23 protein-coding genes and 1 pseudogene are annotated in these 21,709 nt (G+C 68.1%); 13 read left to right on the top strand and 11 right to left on the bottom strand.

The features are described from left to right. Positions 1-68: 68 nt before the first annotated feature. Positions 69-473 carry a ChaB family protein gene (locus ACN27D_RS26830; protein WP_030499864.1) on the bottom strand — a complete coding sequence of 135 codons (405 nt, stop codon included), beginning with the start codon at positions 471-473 and terminating at the stop codon, positions 69-71. 138 nt (positions 474-611) lie between these two features. Here ACN27D_RS26830 and ACN27D_RS26825 point away from each other — a divergent pair, with 138 nt between their 5' ends. From ACN27D_RS26825 to ACN27D_RS26805, 5 genes are all read left to right on the top strand, one after another. Beyond that, positions 612-1,643: a YihY/virulence factor BrkB family protein gene (locus ACN27D_RS26825; protein ID WP_421500310.1), complete on the top strand. Its 1,032-nt coding sequence runs from the start codon at positions 612-614 to the stop codon at positions 1,641-1,643. Between the two features lie 57 nt (positions 1,644-1,700). After that, positions 1,701-2,117 carry a DUF2795 domain-containing protein gene (locus tag ACN27D_RS26820; protein ID WP_120570608.1) on the top strand — a complete coding sequence of 139 codons (417 nt, stop codon included), beginning with the start codon at positions 1,701-1,703 and terminating at the stop codon, positions 2,115-2,117. 56 nt (positions 2,118-2,173) lie between these two features. Further along, positions 2,174-2,635: an SRPBCC family protein gene (locus tag ACN27D_RS26815; RefSeq protein ID WP_120570609.1), complete on the top strand. Its 462-nt coding sequence runs from the start codon at positions 2,174-2,176 to the stop codon at positions 2,633-2,635. Positions 2,636-2,734: 99 nt separating this feature from the next. Then, on the top strand, positions 2,735-2,995 hold the full coding sequence (locus ACN27D_RS26810) for a hypothetical protein (RefSeq protein ID WP_162959122.1): 261 nt from the start codon (positions 2,735-2,737) through the stop codon (positions 2,993-2,995). 163 nt (positions 2,996-3,158) lie between these two features. Then, on the top strand, positions 3,159-3,371 hold the full coding sequence (locus ACN27D_RS26805) for a hypothetical protein (RefSeq protein ID WP_018784964.1): 213 nt from the start codon (positions 3,159-3,161) through the stop codon (positions 3,369-3,371). Position 3,372: 1 nt separating this feature from the next. Here the strand turns inward: ACN27D_RS26805 and ACN27D_RS26800 are convergent, their stop codons facing one another. Further along, positions 3,373-3,819 (bottom strand): hypothetical protein, encoded by a 447-nt coding sequence (locus ACN27D_RS26800; protein ID WP_121685425.1) that lies wholly within the window; start codon positions 3,817-3,819, stop codon positions 3,373-3,375. A 163-nt stretch (positions 3,820-3,982) separates the two neighbouring features. Here ACN27D_RS26800 and ACN27D_RS26795 point away from each other — a divergent pair, with 163 nt between their 5' ends. Then, positions 3,983-4,345, top strand: a complete 363-nt coding sequence (locus ACN27D_RS26795) for a DUF6401 family natural product biosynthesis protein (RefSeq protein WP_357827995.1) — start codon at positions 3,983-3,985, stop codon at positions 4,343-4,345. Positions 4,346-4,407: 62 nt separating this feature from the next. On the opposite strand, the gene ACN27D_RS26790 is transcribed toward ACN27D_RS26795, so the two are convergent. Further along, positions 4,408-5,265 (bottom strand): mechanosensitive ion channel family protein, encoded by an 858-nt coding sequence (locus tag ACN27D_RS26790; RefSeq protein ID WP_358172898.1) that lies wholly within the window; start codon positions 5,263-5,265, stop codon positions 4,408-4,410. 199 nt (positions 5,266-5,464) lie between these two features. Between ACN27D_RS26790 and ACN27D_RS26785 the strand changes: the two genes are divergently transcribed. The 3 genes from ACN27D_RS26785 to ACN27D_RS26775 are packed head-to-tail and all read left to right on the top strand — an operon-like array spanning position 5,465 to position 9,625. After that, the gene (locus tag ACN27D_RS26785; RefSeq protein WP_121685427.1) at positions 5,465-7,618 is read left to right on the top strand and encodes a SpoIIE family protein phosphatase; all 2,154 of its coding nucleotides are present in this window, start codon (positions 5,465-5,467) and stop codon (positions 7,616-7,618) included. A 9-nt stretch (positions 7,619-7,627) separates the two neighbouring features. Next, the gene (locus ACN27D_RS26780; protein ID WP_120570615.1) at positions 7,628-8,305 is read left to right on the top strand and encodes an HAD family hydrolase; all 678 of its coding nucleotides are present in this window, start codon (positions 7,628-7,630) and stop codon (positions 8,303-8,305) included. 30 nt (positions 8,306-8,335) lie between these two features. After that, the gene (locus ACN27D_RS26775) at positions 8,336-9,625 is read left to right on the top strand and encodes a cation:proton antiporter (RefSeq protein ID WP_120570616.1); all 1,290 of its coding nucleotides are present in this window, start codon (positions 8,336-8,338) and stop codon (positions 9,623-9,625) included. Positions 9,626-9,635: 10 nt separating this feature from the next. On the opposite strand, the gene ACN27D_RS26770 is transcribed toward ACN27D_RS26775, so the two are convergent. Further along, on the bottom strand, positions 9,636-10,574 hold the full coding sequence (locus ACN27D_RS26770; RefSeq protein ID WP_199733243.1) for an NAD(P)/FAD-dependent oxidoreductase: 939 nt from the start codon (positions 10,572-10,574) through the stop codon (positions 9,636-9,638). 101 nt (positions 10,575-10,675) lie between these two features. On the opposite strand from ACN27D_RS26770, the gene ACN27D_RS26765 reads away from it, so the two are divergent. Further along, a complete protein-coding gene (locus ACN27D_RS26765; protein ID WP_421500309.1) occupies positions 10,676-10,900 on the top strand; it encodes a DUF3072 domain-containing protein in 225 nt (74 codons plus the stop codon). 2 nt (positions 10,901-10,902) lie between these two features. Here ACN27D_RS26765 and ACN27D_RS26760 read toward each other — a convergent pair whose 3' ends face one another. After that, positions 10,903-11,403, bottom strand: a complete 501-nt coding sequence (locus tag ACN27D_RS26760; RefSeq protein ID WP_421500308.1) for a metallophosphoesterase family protein — start codon at positions 11,401-11,403, stop codon at positions 10,903-10,905. An 83-nt stretch (positions 11,404-11,486) separates the two neighbouring features. Next, positions 11,487-13,313 carry a glycoside hydrolase family 15 protein gene (locus ACN27D_RS26755; RefSeq protein WP_421500307.1) on the bottom strand — a complete coding sequence of 609 codons (1,827 nt, stop codon included), beginning with the start codon at positions 13,311-13,313 and terminating at the stop codon, positions 11,487-11,489. A 111-nt stretch (positions 13,314-13,424) separates the two neighbouring features. On the opposite strand from ACN27D_RS26755, the gene ACN27D_RS26750 reads away from it, so the two are divergent. Next, the gene (locus ACN27D_RS26750) at positions 13,425-14,012 is read left to right on the top strand and encodes a general stress protein (RefSeq protein ID WP_120573859.1); all 588 of its coding nucleotides are present in this window, start codon (positions 13,425-13,427) and stop codon (positions 14,010-14,012) included. Between the two features lie 53 nt (positions 14,013-14,065). On the opposite strand, the pseudogene ACN27D_RS26745 reads toward ACN27D_RS26750, so the two are convergent. After that, a pseudogene (locus tag ACN27D_RS26745) lies at positions 14,066-14,164 on the bottom strand (DUF1684 domain-containing protein); the annotation flags it as partial. A 131-nt stretch (positions 14,165-14,295) separates the two neighbouring features. On the opposite strand from ACN27D_RS26745, the gene ACN27D_RS26740 reads away from it, so the two are divergent. After that, positions 14,296-15,033: a hypothetical protein gene (locus ACN27D_RS26740; protein ID WP_421500306.1), complete on the top strand. Its 738-nt coding sequence runs from the start codon at positions 14,296-14,298 to the stop codon at positions 15,031-15,033. 11 nt (positions 15,034-15,044) lie between these two features. Next, positions 15,045-15,311, top strand: coding sequence for a hypothetical protein (locus tag ACN27D_RS26735; RefSeq protein ID WP_421500305.1), 267 nt, complete (start codon positions 15,045-15,047; stop codon positions 15,309-15,311). A gap of 1,364 nt (positions 15,312-16,675) precedes the next feature. Here ACN27D_RS26735 and ACN27D_RS26730 read toward each other — a convergent pair. The 4 genes from ACN27D_RS26730 to ACN27D_RS26715 are packed head-to-tail and all read right to left on the bottom strand — an operon-like array spanning position 16,676 to position 21,708. Beyond that, positions 16,676-17,473 (bottom strand): hypothetical protein, encoded by a 798-nt coding sequence (locus ACN27D_RS26730; protein ID WP_421500304.1) that lies wholly within the window; start codon positions 17,471-17,473, stop codon positions 16,676-16,678. A gap of 9 nt (positions 17,474-17,482) precedes the next feature. Beyond that, a complete protein-coding gene (locus ACN27D_RS26725) occupies positions 17,483-17,869 on the bottom strand; it encodes a hypothetical protein (protein ID WP_421500303.1) in 387 nt (128 codons plus the stop codon). A 48-nt stretch (positions 17,870-17,917) separates the two neighbouring features. Then, positions 17,918-18,412, bottom strand: coding sequence for a hypothetical protein (locus ACN27D_RS26720; protein WP_421500302.1), 495 nt, complete (start codon positions 18,410-18,412; stop codon positions 17,918-17,920). Positions 18,413-18,420: 8 nt separating this feature from the next. Next, positions 18,421-21,708 carry a hypothetical protein gene (locus ACN27D_RS26715; protein ID WP_421500301.1) on the bottom strand — a complete coding sequence of 1,096 codons (3,288 nt, stop codon included), beginning with the start codon at positions 21,706-21,708 and terminating at the stop codon, positions 18,421-18,423. Position 21,709 lies beyond the last annotated feature (1 nt).

Here is a 21,709-nt window from a genome sequence, read left to right as displayed (position 1 = left end):
TACGACTGAGACCGGACGACACGAGCCCGGGACCGCATCGGTCCCGGGCTCGGCGCGTACCCCAGGGGTCAACGACCCCCGCGGGCCTTGCGGGTCGCGTTGTTGTTGGCCTTCTCGATCGCCTTGACCAGTTCCGGCTTGGTCATCCGGGACCGGCCGCGCACGTCCAGCTTCTTCGCCACCTCCATGAGGTGGTCCTTGGTGGCGTTGGCGTCCACCCCGCCGGCCGTCGGCGCGCGCCGGGCCGGGCCGCCGCCCTCGGCCTGCTTGTCGCTGGGCCCCTTGCGGCCCTTGGGCTCCCAGTGGTCGCCCACCTTCTCGAACTCGTGCTTGACCGCGGCGAAGGCGGTGCGGTGCGCCCGCTCCCCCTCGCCGTACGTCTCGACCGCCGAGTCGTGCGTCTTCTCCCAGGTCCGCTGCGCCTTCGCCGGGGAGCGCCGCAGCGTGCTGGGCAGTACCTCGCGCCCGGGCATCTCGTCCTCCTGGAGTCTCGATCGGGTGTCTGGTGTGGTTCCCTCCCGCTCGGCGGGCAAACCGGCACCCGGTTTGTCGATTTCCCCCCGGGGGTACCGCCCGCCCACGCCCGGTGGCGGGGCCTGGAGGAGGCGGACATGACCGTGACGACACCACAGACGGTCGGCGGCCGGACGCGGTCGCGTCTCCCGCGGCGGATCCGCCAGCTCAACTGGCGCACCTGGCGCGGTGTGCTGGTGCGCAGCGGCAAGGGTTTCGTCACGGACAACTGCGCCGACTGGGCCGCGGCGCTCACCTACTACGGCGTGCTGGCGCTGTTCCCGTCCACGATCGTGGTGGTCGCGCTGGTCGGCCTGGTCTCCGACGGCCCGCGCACCGTCGACACCGTGATCGACCTGGCCCGGGAGATCGGCGCCGGCTCGGTGGTCGGCAACGACGCGTTCGTGGGCGTGGTCCGCAACGTGGTCGAGCAGCAGGGCTCGGCGAAGGTGCTGCTCAGCTTCGGTCTGCTCGGCGCGCTCTGGTCGGCGTCCGGGTTCATCGGCGCCTTCACCCGCGCCTCCAACGCGATCTACGGGGTACGGGAGGGCCGCCCGTTCTACCGGCTGCGCCCGTTGCAGATCGGCATGGCCGCGGTGACGCTGGTGCTGCTGGCAGTGGTCGCCACCGGGCTGATCGTCAGCGGCCCGGTCACCGACGCGGTGGGTGACCTGGTGAACGCCGGCGCGGTGGCCCGTACGACGTGGTCGGTGGCGAAGTGGCCGGCGCTCGCGGTGGTCGCCATGACGCTGCTGTCGCTGCTGTTCTGGATCGCCCCGAACGTGCGCCAGCCGCGGTTCCGCTGGCTCACCCCGGGCGGCGCGCTGGCGCTCGTGGTCTGGGTGCTCGCCTCCTTCGGCTTCGGCCTGTACGTGGCGAACTTCGGCTCGTACGACGTGACGTACGGCAGTCTCGGCGCGGTCATCGCCTTCCTGGTGTGGCTCTACCTGTCCAACTGCGCGCTGATGCTCGGCGTGCAGGTGAACGCCGAGCTGCAACGCGGGCGGGCGATGCAGGCCGGGGTCGAGGAACCGGACGACCCGGTGCTGCCGCCGCGCGCCCCGGCCGACGAGGACAAGGCAGCGAAGGCGGACGGGGAGAAGACGGCCGACCGGTTGCCGCCCGGATGACCGGCTCCCCCGGCCGCCGCCGGTTTACCGGCGGCCCCCCGGGGCATCTCCCAAGGCATGGAACGTGGCAGCAGCAAGCACTCGCCCAGGGTCGACGACCAGATGAGCAGCGAGGTCAGCGGTCTCGTCCAGGGACCGGGCACCGGCGGCTCGCGGGCCGAGGAGTTCCGGATCCCCGAGCCGGCCGGCGAGGACCAGCCGGAGGCCACCACCGCGCCGGCCGGGGAGTTGCGCAGCGGCGCGCCGCAGGGCATGAGCTCCGAGGACGTCGAGGCGCGCAGCCGACTGGGACGGTTCATCACCATGACCGCCCTGCCCGGTGACCGGGAGACGCTGCTGGCCAACGCGCGGGAGAACGAGGCGCCGGCGGACATCGTCGCCGCCCTGGAGACCCTGCCCGAGGGCACCCGTTACCAGACCATCTCCGAGGTGTGGGCCGCACTCGGGCACAGGAACGAGACGACGCGCTGGTGAGCGGGCCGGCCCACGGCCCGTACGTAGACACCCAGCGGAACAGGAGGAACCCCGACATGAGCGGCGTTACCGAGCACGTGGACGTGGACGTCCCGATCCGGACCGCGTACGACCAGTGGACCCAGTTCGAGGAGTTCCCGCACTTCATGGAGGGTGTGCAGGAGGTCCGGCAGCTCTCGGACACGATGACCCACTGGACCGTCGAGATCGCGGGCGTGAAGCGCGAGTTCGACGCCGAGATCACCGAGCAGCTGCCCGACGAGCGGGTGGCCTGGCGCTCCACCGGCGGCACCCAGCAGGCGGGCGTGGTGACGTTCCACCGCCTCGACGAGGGGCACACCCGGGTCACGCTCCAGATGGAGTTCGAGCCGCACGGCGTGGTCGAGCAGGCCGGCGACAAGCTGGGCGTGGTCGACCGGCGCGCCAAGGGCGACCTGGAGCGGTTCAAGCAGTTCATCGAGCGGCGCGGTCAGGAGACCGGCGCCTGGCGCGGCGCGGTCGACCGGCCGACCCCCTGATCCATCCCCCGTACCCGAGTTTCGATGGCCGCCGGCGATGCCGGCGGCCATCGCCGTGCCCGGCCGTTTGCGATCATCCGGTCCGGGTACCGCAGGGGAATGACCGACAACGACCGCCAGTGGCGCGACGAGGACCGTACTCCCCTGCACGAGCTGGACCAGGCCGTCGCCCGGTCGGCCACGGACGGCCAGGGCGACGACGTCACCGCGAACGACGCCGGCGAGGAGGCCGCGTTCGGCCACGGCCCGGAGGCGGTGGACCGGGGCGCGGGCGCCGAGGCCGAGCGCCGTGAGATGACCGACGCGGACCGGGCCTACCGGCCGTCGACGATCGGCCGGACCGGCCCGGACAGCATGTGACTCCGCCGGCTGCGGGCATCAGTGCCGATGCCCGCGGCCGCCGGATTCATGCTCGTCCGAAACGACAAAAAGTGCGGTACGGACGGCCGGGAAAACGGACAGCCCATCTAGAATCGGCCGAACGGCTGACGGCACTCCCCCCGATGCGCGCAAGACTTTCGGGATGCAACAGGGCTCCGGTTTCCTCTCCAACCGTCAGCGCAAGCTCGCCTGGCTGGGCTTCCTGCTCGCCGCGATCCAGGCTCCGGTCTCCGCCCGGTTCACCGAGGACAGCTCCTGGCTGTTCAGCCTGGTGGTGGCGCTGATGGTCGCGACCGTGATCATCGCCGACGACGGCGCCCGCCGCCGCCCGGCCGAAGCACGCTCCTCCGACTGAGTCAGCGTGTGCCGGGGCGCGCCTCGTGCCCCGGCATCCCCCGGCTGCGGCGCCGCTCCTTCATCTCCGCCTCGTAGAGGTGCCGCCGGCCCTCGACCAGCTCGTCGCGGGCCTGCCGGTCCAGCTCCCGGAAGAGCGCGTAGTAGCCGTCGTCGAAGTCCTCGACGATCTGGAACGTCCAGCGCCCGGCGATGACGTTGCGGCCGAGCAGTTCCGTGTCGATCCGTTCGGCGAGCGCCGGATGGCCGGCGGAACGGAACATCGCCACCGCGTCGTCGAGCATCAGGTCGGCGTGGCCGATGAGCTGGTGCAGCTCGTACAGGTGGCCGCGGGCCCGCTCGACGCACTCCAGGGCCTCGCTGAGCTTGCCCAGCGCCTCGACCGTGGCGTCACTCACTCCGTCCGGGCGCCGGTGTGCCCGGTCCGGTCCGTCGGCCCGCTGTCCCATCGTGTCCCTCCGTGACCCCGATCGTGTCGTCTGCGTACCGGACTTCTGCCCCCGCACGGGCGACTCAATCCCGGCGGACGAGGCGGCCGCTCCCCCGGACGACCCGGGCATCCGCCGCTCGGCCGAGGTCGGCCCGCGGTGACCGGCGATAGCCTCGGACACCATGCGCGTGCCGAACAACCGGGTCGCGACCCGCTCCGCGGCGGTGGCCGCGCGGTCGACCCTCACCACGCTTACCGCCGCCGTCGGCACCGCCGGCCTCGCCGCGGCCCACGCCAACCCCGGGCTGCTCGCCGAGGTCGACCAGCACGCGGCGGGGGTACGCGACAGCCTCGACGGCGACCGCCGCCCGCTGACCGTGGCGGCGCTCGCCGGGTACGCCGAAGGGCTGCGCGATGCGGCGTCGGAGCACGGGTGGACGGCACCCACGGAGCCGGTGGACTGGTCCGAGCCGGACTGGGTGCTCACCCGCCTGCTCGCGGTCTGCCTGCTGGCCCGCGGGCTGGACCCGCGTCACCTGGCCTGACCCGGACACGGCTACGGGGCGCCCGCGAGATCGCCCCGCGGACACCCCGTCACCCGTTGCCGTCAGCCGCCCGGCCGACGGAACTGCTGCGTCTGGTCCCCTGCCTCGCCGGAGCGGTACGTGCCCGCGCCCGACATCGGCTGCGGTCCGGCCGGCGTCGGCTGCCCGCCCCGGTCGGCCTGCTGCCGTTCGTAGTCGCCACGACCGGCCTGCTGGGCCTGCCGCTGCTCCCGGAACGCCCGGGACTCCTCCGAGGCCCGGTGCAGCCACCCGTCCCAGCGGTCCTGCATCGGCTTGACCAGACCACCACCGACACCGACGATCAGGATGCCGGCCACTGTGGCGAGGAACGCCACCAGCACCGGTGTGGTCACCGTGGTGGCGATGCCCACCTGGTTCAGCGCAGCGATCACGCCGAGCGCCAGGATGAAGATCGCCGTCACGTCGGCCAGCACGCGGCCGTACGAGAGCCCGCCCAGCGCGCCGGAAACCAGGTCCCGGACGGCGTTGGCGATGGCAGCCGCGATCACCACGATCACGATCGCCACGAAGGCCCGCGGCAGCCAGGACACCACCCCGCGGATCAGGTCGCTGATCGCGTTCGGTCCCCACACCCCGAAGGCGAACTGCAGGGTGAACAGCAGGACCGCGTAGTAGGCCAGTTTGGCCAGGATGTCGCTGGCGTCGTACTTGGTGCGTTCCAGGGCCCGTTTGATGCCGCCGCGCTCGACGGCGCGGTCGAATCCGACCCGTTCCAGTGCCGCGTCCACGATTTTGAGGACGGCTCGGGCGATGAGCCAACCCACGACGAGGATCGCGATGAACGCGATCGCCCGCGGTACGAAGAGCAGCACCGACCTCCAGAAGTCGGTCCAGGCCGCACTGATGTCGACCTGTCCGACCGCGAGGGTTTTCGGCATGATGTCCCTCCTGTCGCGTGAACTGCGCCGCCCGCATACCCGGTGGCCTGGGCAGCACGCCGGGCCGGACCGGGGCAATTTCCCGACATGCCCCACCGAACCGCCCTGACCTGCCCGAACGTCCGCGCCACCCGGCACCCGCACCCGCCACGGACGCATGATCGGAACCCCCCGGCCACGCTCCGGTTAGGCTGCGGTCATGCCAGGCACCGTCGGTCGGGTTCCCACACCGTCCGCCCCCGCACCGGGAGCGCCCACCGATCCCGTCGTCGGCGGGCAGGCGGCCGGGGCCGCCCACCCGTGGGCCGGCACGCCGCTGGGCGCCCCGCACACCTGGGACCCCGCGGTACGCGCCGTGACGGACGTGGTGCTCGCCTCCCCGGTGCCGATGGCCCTGCTCCTCGGCGACGACCTGGTGGTCTTCTACAACGACGGCTACGCCGAGCTGATCGGCGACCGGCACCCGGACGCGCTGGGCCGGCCGGCGGCCGAGGCGTTCGCCGAGGTGTGGCGCGACCCGGGCGCCGGTGAGGCGCTGGAACGGGTCTACCGGAACGGTGAGCCGTTCCTGCAGCGGGAGGCGGTGCTGCCGGCCGACCGGCAGGGCCCCGCCGAGCCGGCCGTGTTCACCCGGGGCCACTGCCCGGTACGCGACTCCACCGGCCGCATCGTCGGCGTGCTCACCGTCTCGGCGCAGACCACCCAGCTGACCCAGCAGTTGCAGAGCCTGAGCGACTTCGCGGCGGCGCTGGCCGGCACGCTCACGCTCGACGACGTCGCGCGGGTGACGCTGCGCTACTGCCTGCACTCCTTCGACGCCGACCGGGTGTCCTTCGCGGTGGACGAGGGTAGCGCCTGGCGACTGGTCCGCCGCATCCGCGGCGAGCTGCTCGACGAGGCCGACGAGCGGCTGCCTCCGCTGTGGCGCCGGATGTCCGCCGAGTCGGCGCTGCCGGCGGTGGTGACCGCGCGCAGCGGCGTGGCCTCGTTCATCGCCGACGGGCAGCCGCTGCGCGGCGTCGCGGCGGACCGGCACGACGAGAAGATCAGCGCGCTGGCGGCGCTGCCGCTGCGCACCACAGTGGTGCGGGGTTCGCTCACGGTGGGCTACCGGACGCCGCGTCCCTGGTCCCCCGCCGAACGGGCGCTGCTGACCGCGTCCGCGGAGCTGGTCGGCCAGGCCGCCGAGCGGGCCCGCCGCTTCGAGACCCAGCACGGCACCGCCCAGATGCTGCAACGCAGCATGCTGCCGGAGCGGCTGCCGGACCTGCCCCGGCTGCGGATCGCCGCCCGCTACGACCCGGGCGTGGACGGCAACGCGGCCGGCGGCGACTTCTACGACGCGTTCCTGCTGCCCACCGGCGCGCTGGGCGTGGTGCTGGGCGACGTGGCCGGGCACGACGTTCAGGCCGCCGCCCGGATGGGCCAGGTACGCGCCGCGCTGCGCGCGCTCGCCCTGGTCGATCCCCGCCCGGACGCGGTGCTCGACGGCCTGGACCGGCTGGTGGCCAGCCTCGGCGTCGAGGGCGGCACCCAGGAGCTGTTCGTGACGGTGGTCTTCGGCGTGGTCGAGGCCGACCGGGAGCGGATCACGCTGGCCAGCGCCGGTCATCCCGCGCCGCTGATCCGGCGCGCCGGGCCCGACGCGGCGGTTGCCGAGTTCGTGGACGTGCCGCCCGCTCCTCCGCTGGGCCTGGGTGGGCGGGCGCGTACCGCCACCGTGCCGTTCCGGCCCGGCGACACCCTGCTGCTCTACAGCGACGGCGTGGTGGAGCGGCGCTGGCAGGACCTGACCGCCGGGATGGCCGGGCTGGGCGCGGCGGTGACCGGGGCGGCCGGCGGCGATCCGCGCGCGCTCTGCGCGGTGGCGACCGCGTCGGTGCCGGGCGCCACCGAGGACGACGTGGCGGTGCTCGCGGTGGAGTACGCGGTGCGCCCCAGCCGGTCGGCGAGCATGGAGGTGCCGGCCGAGCCGACCGCGCCGAGCCGGGTCCGGCACTGGATGACCGCGCAGCTCGGCGAGTGGCAGGTGCCCGAGGCGGTGATCGGCGCGGCGGTGCTGTGCACCAGCGAGCTGACCACGAACGCGCTGCTGCACGCCGGCACCGCCGCCCGGGTCGAGGTCGACCTGTCCGCGGAGCGGCTGCTGGTGTCGGTGGCCGACTCGGGCACCCGGGGTCAGGTCACCCGGGCGCAGACCGACACGCTCAGCAGCCGGGGCCGCGGGCTCGGCCTGATCGAGGAGCTGAGCGACGCCTGGGGCACCGACCCGACCGTACGCGGCTCGACGGTCTGGTTCGAGATCCTCATTCCGGCGGGTGAGCCGCGCGTCGGCGACGCCCCGGGCGGGTAGGAGCCGGGCATGGCCGACGACAAGCGACGCGGTGTCCTCTTCGACGTGGACGGCACCCTGGTCGACACGACGTACCTGCACACGGTGAGCTGGTGGGAGGCGCTGCGCCAGGCCGACCACCGGGTGCCGATGGCGCGGATCCACAGGTCCATCGGCATGGGCTCGGACAAGCTGCTCGACCACCTGCTGGGCGCGGAGCGGGACCGGGACGCCGACGGCCGGCTGCGCGACGCGCACGACGCGCTCTACGCCGAGTACTGGGAGCGGCTGGCGCCGCTGCCCGGTGCGCGGGAGCTGCTGCGCGCCTGCGCGGAGCGCGGACTGCGGGTGGTGTTGGCGACCTCGGCCGCCGAGCACGAGGTGACCGCGCTGCGCGCCGCGCTGGACGTGGACGACGTGATCGACTCGGTCACCTCGTCGGCCGACGCGCAGGAGAGCAAGCCGGCGCCGGACATCCTGGTCGCCGCGCTGGACCAGTCGGGGCTGGCCGCGGAGCGGGTGGTGTTCGTCGGCGACTCGGTCTGGGACGTGGCCGCCGCCGGCAAGCTGGACATCCCCTGCATCGGCCTGACCTGCGGCGGGACCGGCCGGGCGGAGCTGGCCGGCGCGGGCGCGGTGGCGGTCTACGACGACCCGGCGGCGCTGCTGCACGCCCTGCCGGACAGCGCCATCGCGACGCTCGGCTGACCGGCCGACGGGCGACCGAAGGGTGGTGTCGTGGAACCGGTCGATGTCGCGTTCGCTCTGCTGGGCGTCGGTGCGCTGCTGGCCGGGGTGCTGCCCCGGGTTCTGGAGAGACGGCCGCTGTCGATGCCGATCGCGTTCCTCGGGCTCGGCATGCTCGTGTTCGTGCTGCCCACCGGTCTGCCCACACCGGACCCGCTGCGCTGGCCGGAGCTGACCACCCACCTCACCGAGGTCGGGGTGATCGTCGCGCTGATGGGTGCCGGCCTGAAGATCGACCGTCCGCTGAGCTGGGCCCGCTGGTCGTCGACCTGGCGGCTGCTGGCGATCGCCATGCCGCTGTGCATCGCCGCGGTGGCGCTGCTCGGCTGGTGGTGGGCCGGGCTGGTGCCGGCCGCCGCGCTGCTGCTCGGCGCGGCGCTCGCGCCCACCGACCCGGTACTCGCCTCCGACGTGCAGGTGGGCGAACCGACCGATGTGGAGGACTCGGAGGACGAGGTGCGCTTCGCGCTCACCTCGGAGGCGGGCCTGAACGACGGCCTGGCGTTCCCGTTCGTGTACGCGGCCATCGCGATCGCCACCACCGGGCTCGCGCCCTCCGGCTGGCTGGGCGAGTGGTTCGCCGTGGACGTGCTCTACAAGCTCGCCGCCGGGGTGGGCGGCGGGCTGCTCGTGGGCTGGCTGCTCGGCAAGCTGTTCTTCCGCGCCCCGAGCAAGCTGCGGCTGGCCAAGCACTCCGAGGGCTTCCTCGCGCTGGCCGCGACGTTCCTCGCGTACGGGCTGGTCGAGGTGATCGGCGGGTACGGCTTCCTGGCCGTGTTCGTGGCCGCCCGCGCGATCCGGGCCGCCGAGCGTACGCACGAGTTCCACTCCGTGCTGCACGACTTCGCCGAGCAGGTGGAGCGGCTGCTCACCGTGCTGTTGCTGCTGCTGTTCGGCGGCGCCGTGATCGGCGGGCTGCTCGCGCCGCTGACCTGGCCGGCGGCGCTGGCCGGGCTGGCCCTGGTGCTGGTGATCCGGCCGCTGGCGGGGTGGCTGTCGCTGCGCGGGGCGCCGGGCAAGCCGGCCGAGCACTGGGTGATCTCGTTGTTCGGCATCCGCGGCGTCGGCTCGTTCTACTACCTGGCGTACGCCACCAGCAAGACCGACTTCCCGCAGGCGGATCTGGTCTGGGCCACCGTCGGTCTCGTGGTGGTGGTGTCGGTGGTGGCGCACGGCATCGCCGCGACACCGGTGATGCAGTTGCTGGACCGGGAGGGCGAACGCACCGGCGAGGACACGCGGGCCGGGTCGGCGGCGCAACCCGTGGGCGCCACCGGCTGAGCCGGGACGTTCAGGCCAGCCGGGCGGCGAGCGCGCGTCCCAGGTCCCGGCCGGAGCGCCAGGCGGTCTGTACACGCGGGCGGCCGAACGCGTCACCGGCCAGGCCGATCCCGTCGTCGTCCAGGTGGAACGTGGCGCTCCCGGCGTGCGCCGCGGGGGTCGCGTACGTCCAGCGGTGCACGTGGGCCGCCACGGCCGGCTCGGGCAGTCCGAGCAGGTCGCGGACCGCCTGCTCGATCGCCGGCCGGGCGGCGGTGGGCTGGAGCAGGTGCCCGGTCGCGAACTCGGCCGTGGTGTGCGCGACCAGCACCGGCGCGCCGTCGCCGCGCCGGTCGCCGTCGTCGCAGACCAGGCCGAGCACGGGGTGGTCGTTGACGAACGCGCCCCGGAAGTCCGCCCAGCGGCGGGCCGGGAAGTGCAGCACCCCGCTCAGCGCCGGCGACCACCGCTGCGCGGCCACCGCCCGGGTCGCCTCGGCCAGCGCCGGGTCCAGCAGCAGCGCGGCCTGCGGGCCGGGCATGGCGAGCACGACCGCCTCGGCGTCGGTGCCGTCCACCCGGGGGCCGGGCTCGACCGTCATCACCAGCCGGTCGTGCGTCACCGGCAGGTCGCCGGCCAGGTGCTCGACGAGCGAGCGCAGCCCGCGCGGGGCGGCCCAGCGCATCGGGCCGGTGACCTGCTCGCGCCCGCCCGGCCCGTACGCGGCGAGCGTGTCGGTCCACTCCCGCGCCAGCCCGGCGGCCCGCCACCGGTCCACCACGGCGGCGAAGTCCGGGTCGTCGACTGTGAAGTACGCGGCGCCCAGGTCGGCCGGGCGGCCGTCGAAGCGTCTGCTGGCCATCCGCCCGCCGGTGACCCGGGCGCGTTCGCGCACCCGTACCGGCACACCGGCCCGCGCCAGCTCGGTCGCGCACGCCACCCCGGCGATGCCCGCACCGACCACCACCACGCCCGTCCGGTCCGCCGTCACCAGGTGATCGTAGGCGGCGGGCGGCATGAACCCGCCGGGCCGGGGGTAGTGGTACACCTGTTCGAGGAGAGGTGATCGACATGGCCGACCGCAACAACACCAGCGGCAGGAACGTGAACCCGGACGCCGCCGTCATGGACCCGGACGACTGGGTCACCGGCGACGAGCCGCCCACCGCCGCCCAGGAGTCGTACCTGCACACCCTGGCCCAGGAGGCGGGCGAGCCGGTGCCGGAGGGCCTGACCAAGGCCGAGGCGTCCCGGCGGATCGACGAGCTCCAGGCGGAGACCGGCCGGGGCCGCTGAGGTCAGCGCGGGGGCAGGCGGTGCAGTTCGACCCGGTCGAGCCGCCCCGCCGCCACCCGCGCGGTCAGATACGTGGCGTACGGCTGCGCCCGCCGGTCGGTGGGTGAGCCGGGGTTGAGCAGGCGCAGACCGCCCGGGGCGACGCTGTCCCAGGGGATGTGCGAGTGCCCGAAGACGAGCAGGTCGCAGTCGCCGTACGCGGCGGCGCAGCGCTCCTCGCGGCGGGTCTTCGGGCCGGTCTCGTGCACCACGGCGACCCGCAGGCCGCCCAGCTCGACGCGGGCCACCTCGGGCAGCCGGGCGCGCAGTTCGGGGCCGTCGTTGTTGCCGTACACCCCGACCAGCCGGCGTGACCGCTCCTCCAGCGCGTCCAGCAGCGCGACGTCCACCCAGTCCCCGGCGTGCACCACCACGTCCGCGGCCTCCACGGCCGCCCACAGCACCGCCGGAAGGTCCCGCGCCCGCTTCGGCACATGCGTGTCCGCCATGATCACGAGATCCACCCCCTCATCCTCCCCCACCCCGCCCGTCGACGCGTCGATCATGAAGTTGGCGGCACTCAGGGAGATCGACTTCGCCGCCAACCTCATGATCGACGCGAAGCGGGCGCGGGGTGGCGGTGGGAGGTGGGGGCCGGGGCGCGGGCGGCGGCGTCGGTGATGCGGCCGGCGGCGATGATCAGGCCGATGTGCGAGTACGCCTGCGGGAAGTTGCCCATCTGCTCGCCGTTGTCCGGGTCGATCTGCTCGGCGTACAGGCCGAGGTCGTTGGTGCGGGCGGCGAGGCGTTCGAACAGCCGCCGCGCCCGGTCCAGTTCGCCCGCCTCGGCGAGGCACGCGGCCAGCCAGAACGAGCAGATCACGAACCCGGCCGGGTCGCCGTCCCAGCGCCGCAGCAGCCCGTCGCGGGACAGCCGCCGTTCCAGCACGTCCATCGTGGCGCGCATCCGCGGGTCGCTCGCGGGCAGGAAGCCGACCAGCGGCATGACCAGCACCGAGGCGTCCAGGTCGTCCGAGCCGAACACCCCGGTGTACGCGCCGACCCGCTCGTTCCAGCCGCGGGTGAGCACCGCCGCCCGCACCTCGTCGCGCGCCGCGGCCCAGCGGGCCACGTCGGCGGGCCCGCCGATGCGGGAACCGAACCGGACCGCCCGGTCCAGCGCGGTCCAGCACTCCACCTTCGACGACACGTAGTGCCGCTCCGGGCCACGTCCCTCCCACATCCCCGCGTCGGGCCGGTGCCAGCCGCGCTCGGCCTGGTCGGCGAGCGTCCGCAGCAGGTCGCGGACCTCCGGTGACATGGGGTCGAGGTAGTACCGCATCAGCCAGGCGGCGTCGAGCACCTCGCCCAGCACGTCGTTCTGCCGCTGCCGCCACGCGTCGTTGCCGACGAGCACCGGCCGGCTGTGCTCGTACCCGGCCAGGTGGTCGAGGTCGTGCTCGGTCAGGTCCCGCTCCCCCTCGACGCCGTACATGATCGGCACCGGCTCGTCGCCGATCCGGCCCATCGCCCGGGCCACCCAGGTGAACTGCCGGTCCGCCTCGTCCGGGCAGGCCGCCCGCCAGAGCGCCTGGAGGGTGAGGCTGAAGTCGCGCAGCCACACGTAGCGGTAGTCGTAGTTGCGGTCGCCGCCGAGCCGCTCCGGCACCGAGGTGGTGGCCGCCGCGACCACGGCGCCGCTGGGCGCGTACGTCATGCCCTGCACCGCGAGCGCGCTGCGCCGCACCTCGTCGCGGTACTCGCCCTGGTAGTCGTGCAGCGCCGACCATGAGTGCCAGCCGGCGACCGTCTCGGCCACCACCTCGGCGGCGTCGGGCAGCGCCGGTTCGGCGCCGGCGTACGTCGGGGCGTACCCGAGGGTGAAGCGGTGCCTGCTGCCGGCGTGGGCGGTGAACCGACCGGTGGCGGCGCCCCCGGCGATGGTCAGCGGGACGTCGGCGCGCAGCTCCAGCCGGCAGGCGCCGGCGGTGGCGGCCACCACCCCGTCGCGCTCGGTGAGGTAGGCGCCGACGCGGCCGTACTCGAATCGCGGCGCGTACTCGACGCGCATCGGCACCTCGCCGGTCAGCCCCTCGACCAGCCGGGCGAGCACCCGCGGCGAGCGCATCCCGATGTCGTGACCGCGCGCGCCGGGCTCCAGCGCCAGCGCGTCGGTGACGGCGACCGTGCCGGTCGCCGTGGTGAAGACGGTACGCAGCACCAGCGCGTCGTCCAGATAGGACCGGCTGCTGGTGGCCGCGCCCTCGGGGCGGATGGTCCAGTGCCCGGCGTCCTCGTCGAGCAGGCGCCCGAACACCGACGGCGCGTCGAACCGGGGCGGGCACCACCAGTTGACCGCGCCGTCCCGGTCCACCAGGGCCGCGCTGCGCCCGTCGGCGAGGAACCCGTGCTCGCTGATCCGTCGGGTCGGCACGACTGTGGCTACCCGGCCCGGGTGCCGCCATGCCTGGCCACATCGGTGCCGCCCGGCGCGTTACCGCTGTCCGGCGGCGGGAACGCGGCGAGTTGACGAAGGAGGATGCTCATGACCAGACCCTCGACTCCGACCGCGGCCTGGCAACCCGGAATGCCGGGCAGCGACAACCTCCCGTCCGGCCCGGGCGGTCGTCCGACCCCGCCGAGCGGGGACGGGCACGGTCCGCACGCCGGGGCACCGACCGTCACGATCGGCTCGTACCCGGACTATCCGTCCGCCCAGCGCGTGGTGGACTATCTGGCCGACAACCGGTTCCCGGTGGAACGTACCTCGATCGTCGGTACGGATCTCACGCTCGTGGAGACCGTGATGGGACGGCTCACCACGGGCCGGGCGGCCCTGCTCGGGGCCGGCACCGGCGCCTGGTTCGGTTTGTTCATCGGGTTGCTGTTCGGCATCTTCACCGCCGGGAACTGGCTGGCGGTGATCCTGGTCGGGCTGGTGATCGGTGCGATCTGGGGTGCCGTGTTCGGCGCGGTCGCGCACGCCATGAGCGGCGGGCAGCGTGACTTCACGTCGGCCAGTTCGCTGCGGGCCGCCCAGTACGCGGTCACCGTGGACGCGGAGCTGGCCGGTCAGGCCCAGCAGATGCTCAGTCGGATGCACCTCACACCGACCGGCGCCACCGCCCGCTGACCGGCGGTACGTGACATCGAGGGAGGGCCCCGCCGGGGTCCTCCCTCGCCGCGTCAGTGGTACGCCCGCTCACCGGCCCGCAGCGGCACGTCCACCCGGTTCTCCGGCGGCGCCAGCGGGCAGGCCCACCTGTCGTCGTAGGCGCAGCTCGGGTCATAGCGGCGAGGATGTTGGACAGCTCACCGCGCCGCAGGCACACAGGTTGACCTGAGGAAACTCAGGGGTTGATCAGCCCTCAGGCCGATGAGTTGAACGTAACCATCTACTGAGGAGAGCACCCCCGATGAGCAAGATCAAAGATCCTGAGCTGGCAGCACAGCTAGCCATCATCACTGTTGTAGGCCTGGCGGCAGGCGCAGCCAGCTTCACGCACGTCCACGATTGGACGATGGCGAACAGCCCTGCCGGTACGCCTGGCTGGTTTGGATGGGCTAACGCAGTCATCTCGGAGCTTGTGCCGATTGCAAGCCTGCTGACCATTCGTCGTAACCGCAGGATCGGCAAGCCCATCGGCATGCCAGTGTTCATGCTCCTTGCCGCCGCAGGCCTGTCGTTGTCGGCACAGCTTGCAGTGGCAAAGCCATCGGCATCCGGCTGGCTCCTGTCTGCCGTTCCGGCACTGGCATTTATGGGACTGATGAAGATGGTGCTTGCCGGTTTGCCAGCAGCCGTGCCGGTTGCCGATTCCGTGCCAGTGCACAAGGTTGCCGATGCTGATTTCGTGCCGGTTGCTGATGTCGTGCCGATGCCAATCAGCACGCCTGCTGACCAGCACGTTGCCGATTCCGTGCCGGTAACTGTGCCAGTCGAGAAGCCTGCCGAATCGGCAAAGAAGCCTCGCACCCGCAAGCCTGTCGTGCCAGCACATCCGGAGAAGCGTGCCGATCGGAACGATGCCGAAATCCTTGACGCCTACGTGGTTGCTCGTGCCGATGGCAAGAAGATTGCCGATATCGCCAAGGAGCTTGGCGTGTCGGAAAGGAAGCTGTTCAACATCCGCAAGACTGCCGGAATCGCCTGAGAGGAACTGACATGCTGCCGACCTGTACGACGCACGGGCCGATCAACGGCTACGAGCTGCGTGACTCGTGGAGCTTCACCGAGGCTGGCCGCGTAGAGGGCATGCGCTCCTACGTCCTGTCCTGTGGCTGTGAGCACGTCGGCGCTGACCTGACCACCAGGGAGATCCTGAGCGCTGAGGAGACTCCTGACGGCTCCCGCGTGATCGAGCTGAGCATCATCGACTTCATGGAACAGCCGGTCATCACCTGGCGGGAGATCAGGCCAGCACTGATCTAAGTTCATCAGGAAGAGGGCTGCCCGAAAGGGTGGCCCTTTTTCTTTGCTCTCATACCGAGTTTGATTCGCCTACTCCCCGATTAGTTAAGTAGGGCCAAGGAAGAGGAGAGCAGCCATGAGGCCACGAGACATGCTTATCAAGGCAAACCGGGAACTAGCCGAGAAGTACGCAGAGCAGGACAGGAGGTTTTGGGATGACGCTGCAAAGCAGATTGCAAGCCGCAGAGGCTAAGGCTCAGGCGAGACAGCCGATTATTGAGAAGCTAACCAAGGAACTGAAAGCAGCCAGGGAGAAGTAATTATGACGTGCGCCAGATGTGACGAGCCAGGAACAGTAGCCTTTGTGAACGTCGACAACGAAAGAAGGTATCTCTGCCCGACTCATCACATCAACGCATGGATACTGCTACTGATCCTGTACGGATACCTACCCGAGGAATGAGAAAGAGGAGCGGACCGGATTCCGCTCCCCTTCCCTTTTCCTGAGCTGTATTGCAGGCACAACCCTGTAAGTTGCATCTGACTCAGGCCAGAACAGGTTAGGCCTCTTCCCCACCATCGAGCAAGTGAGGCCGCTTCTCAGCGATCCAAGCCTCAACATGCTCCTTGAGCCACACGTTCCCCATCTTGAGTGTGGCGACAGGTGCCGGGAAGTCTCGGCGGTTGATCAGGATGTACGCGCGCTGGCGAGACACGCCCAAGCGCTCTTGGATCTCAGCCGCTCCCATCAGCTCCACATGGCTCAGGCTATGAACGCCCTGAGTAGGCGTGTCACGTACGGGCAGACCTGTACGTGACACGCCTACTTCACGTAGGGTTGACAGGACGTAACCCCATGGCACCAGGGAGGCGGCCAGCCATGTTCCGTATCGGCAAGTGGTTCCAACGCGAGGAAGAGCCCATCGACCAGGTAGGGCCAGCCACGATCTACCCGGACAGGTCAGGCGCTCTGGTGAAGCCTGAGGGGCCTCAGATGCCGGCATGGAACCGCTCGACTGAGGTCATACCGCTAGACAGGCCTCTGATGACCAGGGCTGCCCTGTGGCGCTCTAGCCACGCTGTCAGGACCATGAACAGGCGACCCAACAGCAGGCCTGGCCGGTTCGGCAAATGATCGAGAGGTGGGAGCCTGAGCCGCCGCATGTGATCATGGCTGCTGGCTTCACGGTTGACTTCCATCGCAGCAAGCGCTGTCCTCACTGTCGGCCTGGCGGCTGTCCTCGTGTGGACAGGGCACGTCGGCTACTTCGGGCATGGAGGATCAAGCAGCGCGAGCACAGGCAACGGCAGGGCTTCCGCTGCTCCTGATACGAGAAAAGCCCCTGACCCTCGTGATGAAGGTCAGGGGCTTTCTCATGTCTAGATCAATTCGTTTCGTCAACAGAACCGATCACCTTTCGTAGGACGCGCTCAAGCTGCTCGTCAGTGATGGTCACGCTGCCAGGTGGAGCAGCGATCACCTGGTCTAGCTTGGCGTCAAGCTCCTTGACCTTCTTGACAATCCACACCTCAGAGCCGCCACCCTTCAAGTCAGAGCGAACGGTGTCAGTGCCGGATGCCATGGCTAGGACTCGACCATCGACATAACCTAGCTGTGCAGATTCATTCGGAGTCATATCTACCTCTTCTCTGGCCTCAATAGGCTCTCCCTTGAGAATCGCCAGGATTCCTGCGATTGCTTCCCAATCGTTGATGAACTTTCTAATCAGGCTGATGTGTACGTGCCAGAGGTGCGACTTGTCCCGACCAGGATCAGGACCAGCATCGGCACCTACGCCTAGCGGCTTGCCGCCTGTCAGCACGTAGCAGTAGACAGTCTTGCCGTCGAGAGTTCCGATGAATTCACGGATGATCGGCTGACCATCCTTGAACAGCCTCGGGTCACGGCTCTTGCACGCATCAGCCAGACGCTTGCTGTAGAGCTTCATCTTGGCTTCAGGAAGCGTCAGATCCCACGCTGAGGCCTTATCGCTCGGACCCTGCCTGTCGGCTGCTAGATCCTCAACTGAGTAGTCAGTCTTGGCTAGAGCGCTACGGCGGTTGTGATAGCCAGCCTTGTCGGCATAGATACCGCCTAGCTTTACCGCAGGCTCAAAGGCGCTGAACTCAGTCCACAAGCGCCACATAGGATCAGAGATCCTAGCTGGATTAGGGTTGCTCATACAACCTCCTTATGCTGTTTTATCGATCTGATCGACCATCACGACTGACTGATTCTTGAGAGCTTCAACAGCCGAATCGAGCTGACTCTTGTAGTGGGCAACGGCTTCCTCAAGAGTGGCTATACGCTGACGCAGCTCTGTGTTTTCCTTCACCCGATCCGCCAACTCACGCTTCAACCAAGCAATATGCTCTTCAAGCTCATTGATCATGCTGGCGTACTGCTCTCTTACTTCACGAATCATGGCTAGGTATTGATCCTTCGCCAGCGTGAAGGCAGCCGCCTCAGCGGTCAGTCGCGGAACTTCCTTTTGATCCTTTGCGCTAAGGCGAGCGGTCACGAAACCGATAATTCCCGTGATGACGCTCGCCCCTGCTCCAATAATGATTGGGTCCATGTTTAGGCCTTCCCCTATTAACAGGCTCCCGGCCTCTTGTTCCTAAAATCAGGTTACGTCTACGCCAAGGCCTAGATAATCTGCTGCGCTTCCTACCTCATCGATGATGAGATAGCGAGGAGTAGTGGCGCTTCCCCAGCAGGTGACGAGGTTTGTGCCCGATGAAGACGAGACAGTCAGCACCACATCAGCAGTGAGGTCAGTGCTGGCCGATCTCGTGAGAATCAGCGGACCACCATTAGCCATCATGGCTGAACCTAGGGCGTTAGCGACACAGCGGATACGGCCGAACTCTCCCCAATCCGCACCAGACGCATTAGTCTTCCGCAGACGGAAGTTAGCCATGGTGCCATCTGCCGCATAAACAGATGTCTTGAAGTAGGCACGGTAAGCCTTGCCAGCCTTGAAAACCATGTTGCTGACAATGAGCGACGCTACCTCAGACGTGCCTACTGGTGATTGACTTGTGTTGGAATAGGCGATGCCTGGTGGAGCTGGATTCAGACGAGCTGCCGTCAGCTTCATTCCTGGTTGAATATTCATTGATTACCTCATAGAGCCGCAATAGCCGGATAAGCCACACGTACAGGCGTACCGGCAGGATGAGTCTTAGAAATTCCGTTCACTGCCCGGACAACTGAGAAGTTCTGCGGACTGCGAACAGCAACGTTGTCAAACTTCACCGCTAGACCAGTCTGTGTGTTTCCGGCCTGACGGAATCCGACCAGCGCTAGCGCGTCAGTAGACGAGCCTGCAACCGATGAGTCGGTAACAGAAGATGCCCATGACATCGGCTCGATTCCAGCAGCAGGCCACAGCTTGTGCCTGATCTGGTTACCGAAAGCCTGTACCCGCAGCTTGAAGCTGTTTCCAGCTCCATACGGCAGGAGTGAGGCACGGCTAGCCAGAGACACGGCGTTGGTTTGAATGAGCAAGTCAATCTGGCCTGACGGCTGATAACGAACAACACTCTCGACGTATCCGCCACCTAGCCGGAATCTCACTCGCTGGTCATAGAAGGCACCAGCAGCAACCGCATCACAGGTCAGCGTCACGGACACGTCTAGGTCTGCGCCGATGTTCGGAACAGTCGCCGTGAAGGCTGTGCCTGTGGCGTTCAGACCAATGAGAGCAGTAGAGCCGTCAGTGACGAACTGAGCAGACGGCACACAGGTCCATGTTTGGCCGCTCGTAGCGCTGCCCCATCCGCCGCTTCCTGTTCTGGTGAAGCTGTCCACCAACAACGGGTTGACGGCAGTAATCGATACTTCCTCGCCACCGAGAAGGCCAGGGATCGGCAGGTCAGTCGGATCGGTAGTCCAGTCATCCCCTGGCCCTGAGGCAACAATCAGCGTTGTTGCTGAGGCGCTTACAGGAGCCACCAGATACGACGTGTCGGAGTCGACCCGTGTGTCTGTGCCTTCTTGGGCTACAGTCCACACGGAGCCTGGCCTACAGTTCCACTTGATCTCCCATGTGGAACTATTCATCGTCACGTTGTAGCCGACGATGAGAAGCCTCACCGGTCCTGGCGGAAGCCAGTCAGGCAGATCATCGATCGTGATGAAGTCACCGACGTTCAGCGCTGCCACCTGACGCCTCAGGGCAGGGTTAGCTGTCCAGAAGGAATTCATCAGGTTGAGCGTGACGTTAGGCCAACGAGCCTCATCAACTGTGCCTTGGAATGCTCGCCAGGCTGCATGCTGAATAGCCTGCTCGTCGTAGGCCAGATTCAGCGATACCGAATCGTCGTAGGTGCCTACAGCCGACACAGACAGTGGACCTGAGTCAACGACGAATCGTGCTGAGGCTCCATCCTCACGCGAGACAGTCACATCATTGCGGATATCGTCGGCATCCTCAGTTGGTGCCAGCGCTGAAATACCGTTCAGATATGACAGGGCTAGAGCTGGCTGGTTGTAGAGGCTTTCCCTCGTGCGGTACGACAGGGATAGAGACTGCTGCCTTTCGGTCAACAGGCCGCCATCAGCCTCAGCACATGAGGTCAGCAGATTCAGGAAGGTGTCAGCCTTCTGCCTTCCCATAGGCGCTGTCTCAGAAATCGTGCCGACGACATCAACAGGGATTCCTTCTTCCCGAGACAGGCGCTTGATCCTGTCACCGGCTGTCTCACCGACATAGCCGTTAGAAGCGTTACGGAACTCCCATGTCACAATCGGCAGCTCGACAGGGAACAGGCCTACGTGACCGATAGTCGAGACAAGCGCGCCAGACGTAATCGTTGCTGCGGTCGGATTACCAAACGCACCTGTGTAGGTCAGATAGCCGCCAGAGAACGTGTACCACGTATTAGAACCTACGCCGTGCCAAACCGAGGTCCATTCCACGTTGCTTCCGTCTTGGAAAACCTGAAGCGTCATGGCAACCCAGCCGGTAGGCGTGGCCTCTGTTCCGAATCCAGCAGATGCGCTCGTGACAGTCGTTACGCCATCAGTACCGGTGCCAATCCAACGGTAGCTGTTGTTATTGATGCTCAGCGTCCACTGCGCAACGGTGCCCCTACTCTCAATCTTGGCTACGTCCACGAACGTGCTTGAGGCAGGCAGTGAATCGAGCTTGAAGAAGAGCAGGAAGCTCCATTCAGTGTTGCCCGCAGCAGGGCCAGCCTTGACGTTCAGGAATGACGTAGCCTCGCCTAGCTTGGCTGTTGTCACTGCACCCTTCAGGGTGTCGTCTGCGCTGAAGGTCACTTCCCTGGCAGAGCCATACGCTGAGCCGCCAAGAGCGCTATTGCTTGGAGCAGTCGAATCAGAGCCGTCCTCTAGCGGCATGTACGCCATAGGCTTGTAGCTCGCCAGAGCGCGATACAGAGGAGAACTAAGAGCCTTGGCACCCTGATTCAGCCTGCGCAGAATTCCGGAGGCCTTGACCGTCACCCATGCGTCTTTGCCGGACAGATCCCAGGCGACAGGCCACTCAGAAACCTCACCTTCCCAGACAGGCTCAGTAACTACGTAGTTGTCGTACGAGACTGATGGAATAGGCGAATTGGTGTTCCCACCAACAAGCCAGGAACGGAAGCCGACCATGCCCGCACCTGTGTAAGTGGTGTCCGTGGCTGTCAGCGTCCATGCCAGCGGTTCAGGATCGGTAGAGCGCCAAAGCTTCACCGCTAGACGTGTGCCGGCAACCTGAGTACGCATACGAATCGTCGTGCCTGCCGCGTAGGTCAGGCTCGTCCTGGTGACTGCTACTTGAACAGTGTCAGCAACAGGAACCCTCTTAGAAATCGTGATAGCCACTGAGCTACCTGATTCGAACTCACAGCGCGCCCAGTAGTACTCATCGACACTGCGATAGCGAGCCATTACACCAGCAACCAAAGAGGCACCAGTCATAACCGCAGAAGGCGTGATGTCTACAACCTGGTCTGAGTCAACTGTCTCACTGCCGGTCAGCGTTGCGTTAACAGTGAAGTTCGCAGAAGGGAAGGTAAAGGTTGCCTGTCCTGACGAGACATTCCACTGCGCAGAGCTAGTGACGCTCCATGCCTGACCTGAATCAGCCGTGCCCATTCCACCAGCAACAGTGCGACTGAAGGTGTCTGCGAACAGCTCACGGTAGAACTTCACCGGAGTGTTCCGCCCGATGTGGCCGTAGTAGGGACTACGCGGATTCCTGTTGCTGTACTTACCGTCCTTGTTGTTCAGGACGAACGAGCATGAGCCGATGTCGGCCTGCTTGCCGTTCGGCGCATATCCGCCATCGAATTCAAAGCCACCGCCGGAAGAGGCTGACTCGTCGCGCATGTCGGGAGTGATGTCAATCCAGCCAAGCGCACCAGCAAAAGCCGTGCCATGGAAATCGTTCGCTGCCATG

Origin of the sequence: Micromonospora sp. WMMD1274, from assembly GCF_049179035.1 — a bacterium.
In the GTDB taxonomy this organism is placed as follows: Bacteria; Actinomycetota; Actinomycetes; order Mycobacteriales; family Micromonosporaceae; genus Micromonospora; species Micromonospora tulbaghiae.
The sequence above is the reverse complement of the archived record's forward strand: the minus strand, read 5'-3'. Positions and strand labels throughout refer to the sequence as shown.

Bases quoted from the DNA above. Each gene is read 5' to 3' on its own strand.
- ACN27D_RS26830 (WP_030499864.1), bottom strand. From the start codon at position 473: ATGCCCGGGCGCGAGGTACTGCCCAGCACGCTGCGGCGCTCCCCGGCG.
- ACN27D_RS26825 (WP_421500310.1), top strand. From the start codon at position 612: ATGACCGTGACGACACCACAGACGGTCGGCGGCCGGACGCGGTCGCGT.
- ACN27D_RS26820 (WP_120570608.1), top strand. From the start codon at position 1,701: ATGGAACGTGGCAGCAGCAAGCACTCGCCCAGGGTCGACGACCAGATG.
- ACN27D_RS26815 (WP_120570609.1), top strand. From the start codon at position 2,174: ATGAGCGGCGTTACCGAGCACGTGGACGTGGACGTCCCGATCCGGACC.
- ACN27D_RS26810 (WP_162959122.1), top strand. From the start codon at position 2,735: ATGACCGACAACGACCGCCAGTGGCGCGACGAGGACCGTACTCCCCTG.
- ACN27D_RS26805 (WP_018784964.1), top strand. From the start codon at position 3,159: ATGCAACAGGGCTCCGGTTTCCTCTCCAACCGTCAGCGCAAGCTCGCC.
- ACN27D_RS26800 (WP_121685425.1), bottom strand. From the start codon at position 3,819: ATGGGACAGCGGGCCGACGGACCGGACCGGGCACACCGGCGCCCGGAC.
- ACN27D_RS26795 (WP_357827995.1), top strand. From the start codon at position 3,983: ATGCGCGTGCCGAACAACCGGGTCGCGACCCGCTCCGCGGCGGTGGCC.
- ACN27D_RS26790 (WP_358172898.1), bottom strand. From the start codon at position 5,265: ATGCCGAAAACCCTCGCGGTCGGACAGGTCGACATCAGTGCGGCCTGG.
- ACN27D_RS26785 (WP_121685427.1), top strand. From the start codon at position 5,465: ATGCCAGGCACCGTCGGTCGGGTTCCCACACCGTCCGCCCCCGCACCG.
- ACN27D_RS26780 (WP_120570615.1), top strand. From the start codon at position 7,628: ATGGCCGACGACAAGCGACGCGGTGTCCTCTTCGACGTGGACGGCACC.
- ACN27D_RS26765 (WP_421500309.1), top strand. From the start codon at position 10,676: ATGGCCGACCGCAACAACACCAGCGGCAGGAACGTGAACCCGGACGCC.
- ACN27D_RS26750 (WP_120573859.1), top strand. From the start codon at position 13,425: ATGACCAGACCCTCGACTCCGACCGCGGCCTGGCAACCCGGAATGCCG.
- ACN27D_RS26740 (WP_421500306.1), top strand. From the start codon at position 14,296: ATGAGCAAGATCAAAGATCCTGAGCTGGCAGCACAGCTAGCCATCATC.
- ACN27D_RS26735 (WP_421500305.1), top strand. From the start codon at position 15,045: ATGCTGCCGACCTGTACGACGCACGGGCCGATCAACGGCTACGAGCTG.
- ACN27D_RS26730 (WP_421500304.1), bottom strand. From the start codon at position 17,473: ATGAGCAACCCTAATCCAGCTAGGATCTCTGATCCTATGTGGCGCTTG.
- ACN27D_RS26725 (WP_421500303.1), bottom strand. From the start codon at position 17,869: ATGGACCCAATCATTATTGGAGCAGGGGCGAGCGTCATCACGGGAATT.
- ACN27D_RS26720 (WP_421500302.1), bottom strand. From the start codon at position 18,412: ATGAATATTCAACCAGGAATGAAGCTGACGGCAGCTCGTCTGAATCCA.
- ACN27D_RS26715 (WP_421500301.1), bottom strand. From the start codon at position 21,708: ATGGCAGCGAACGATTTCCATGGCACGGCTTTTGCTGGTGCGCTTGGC.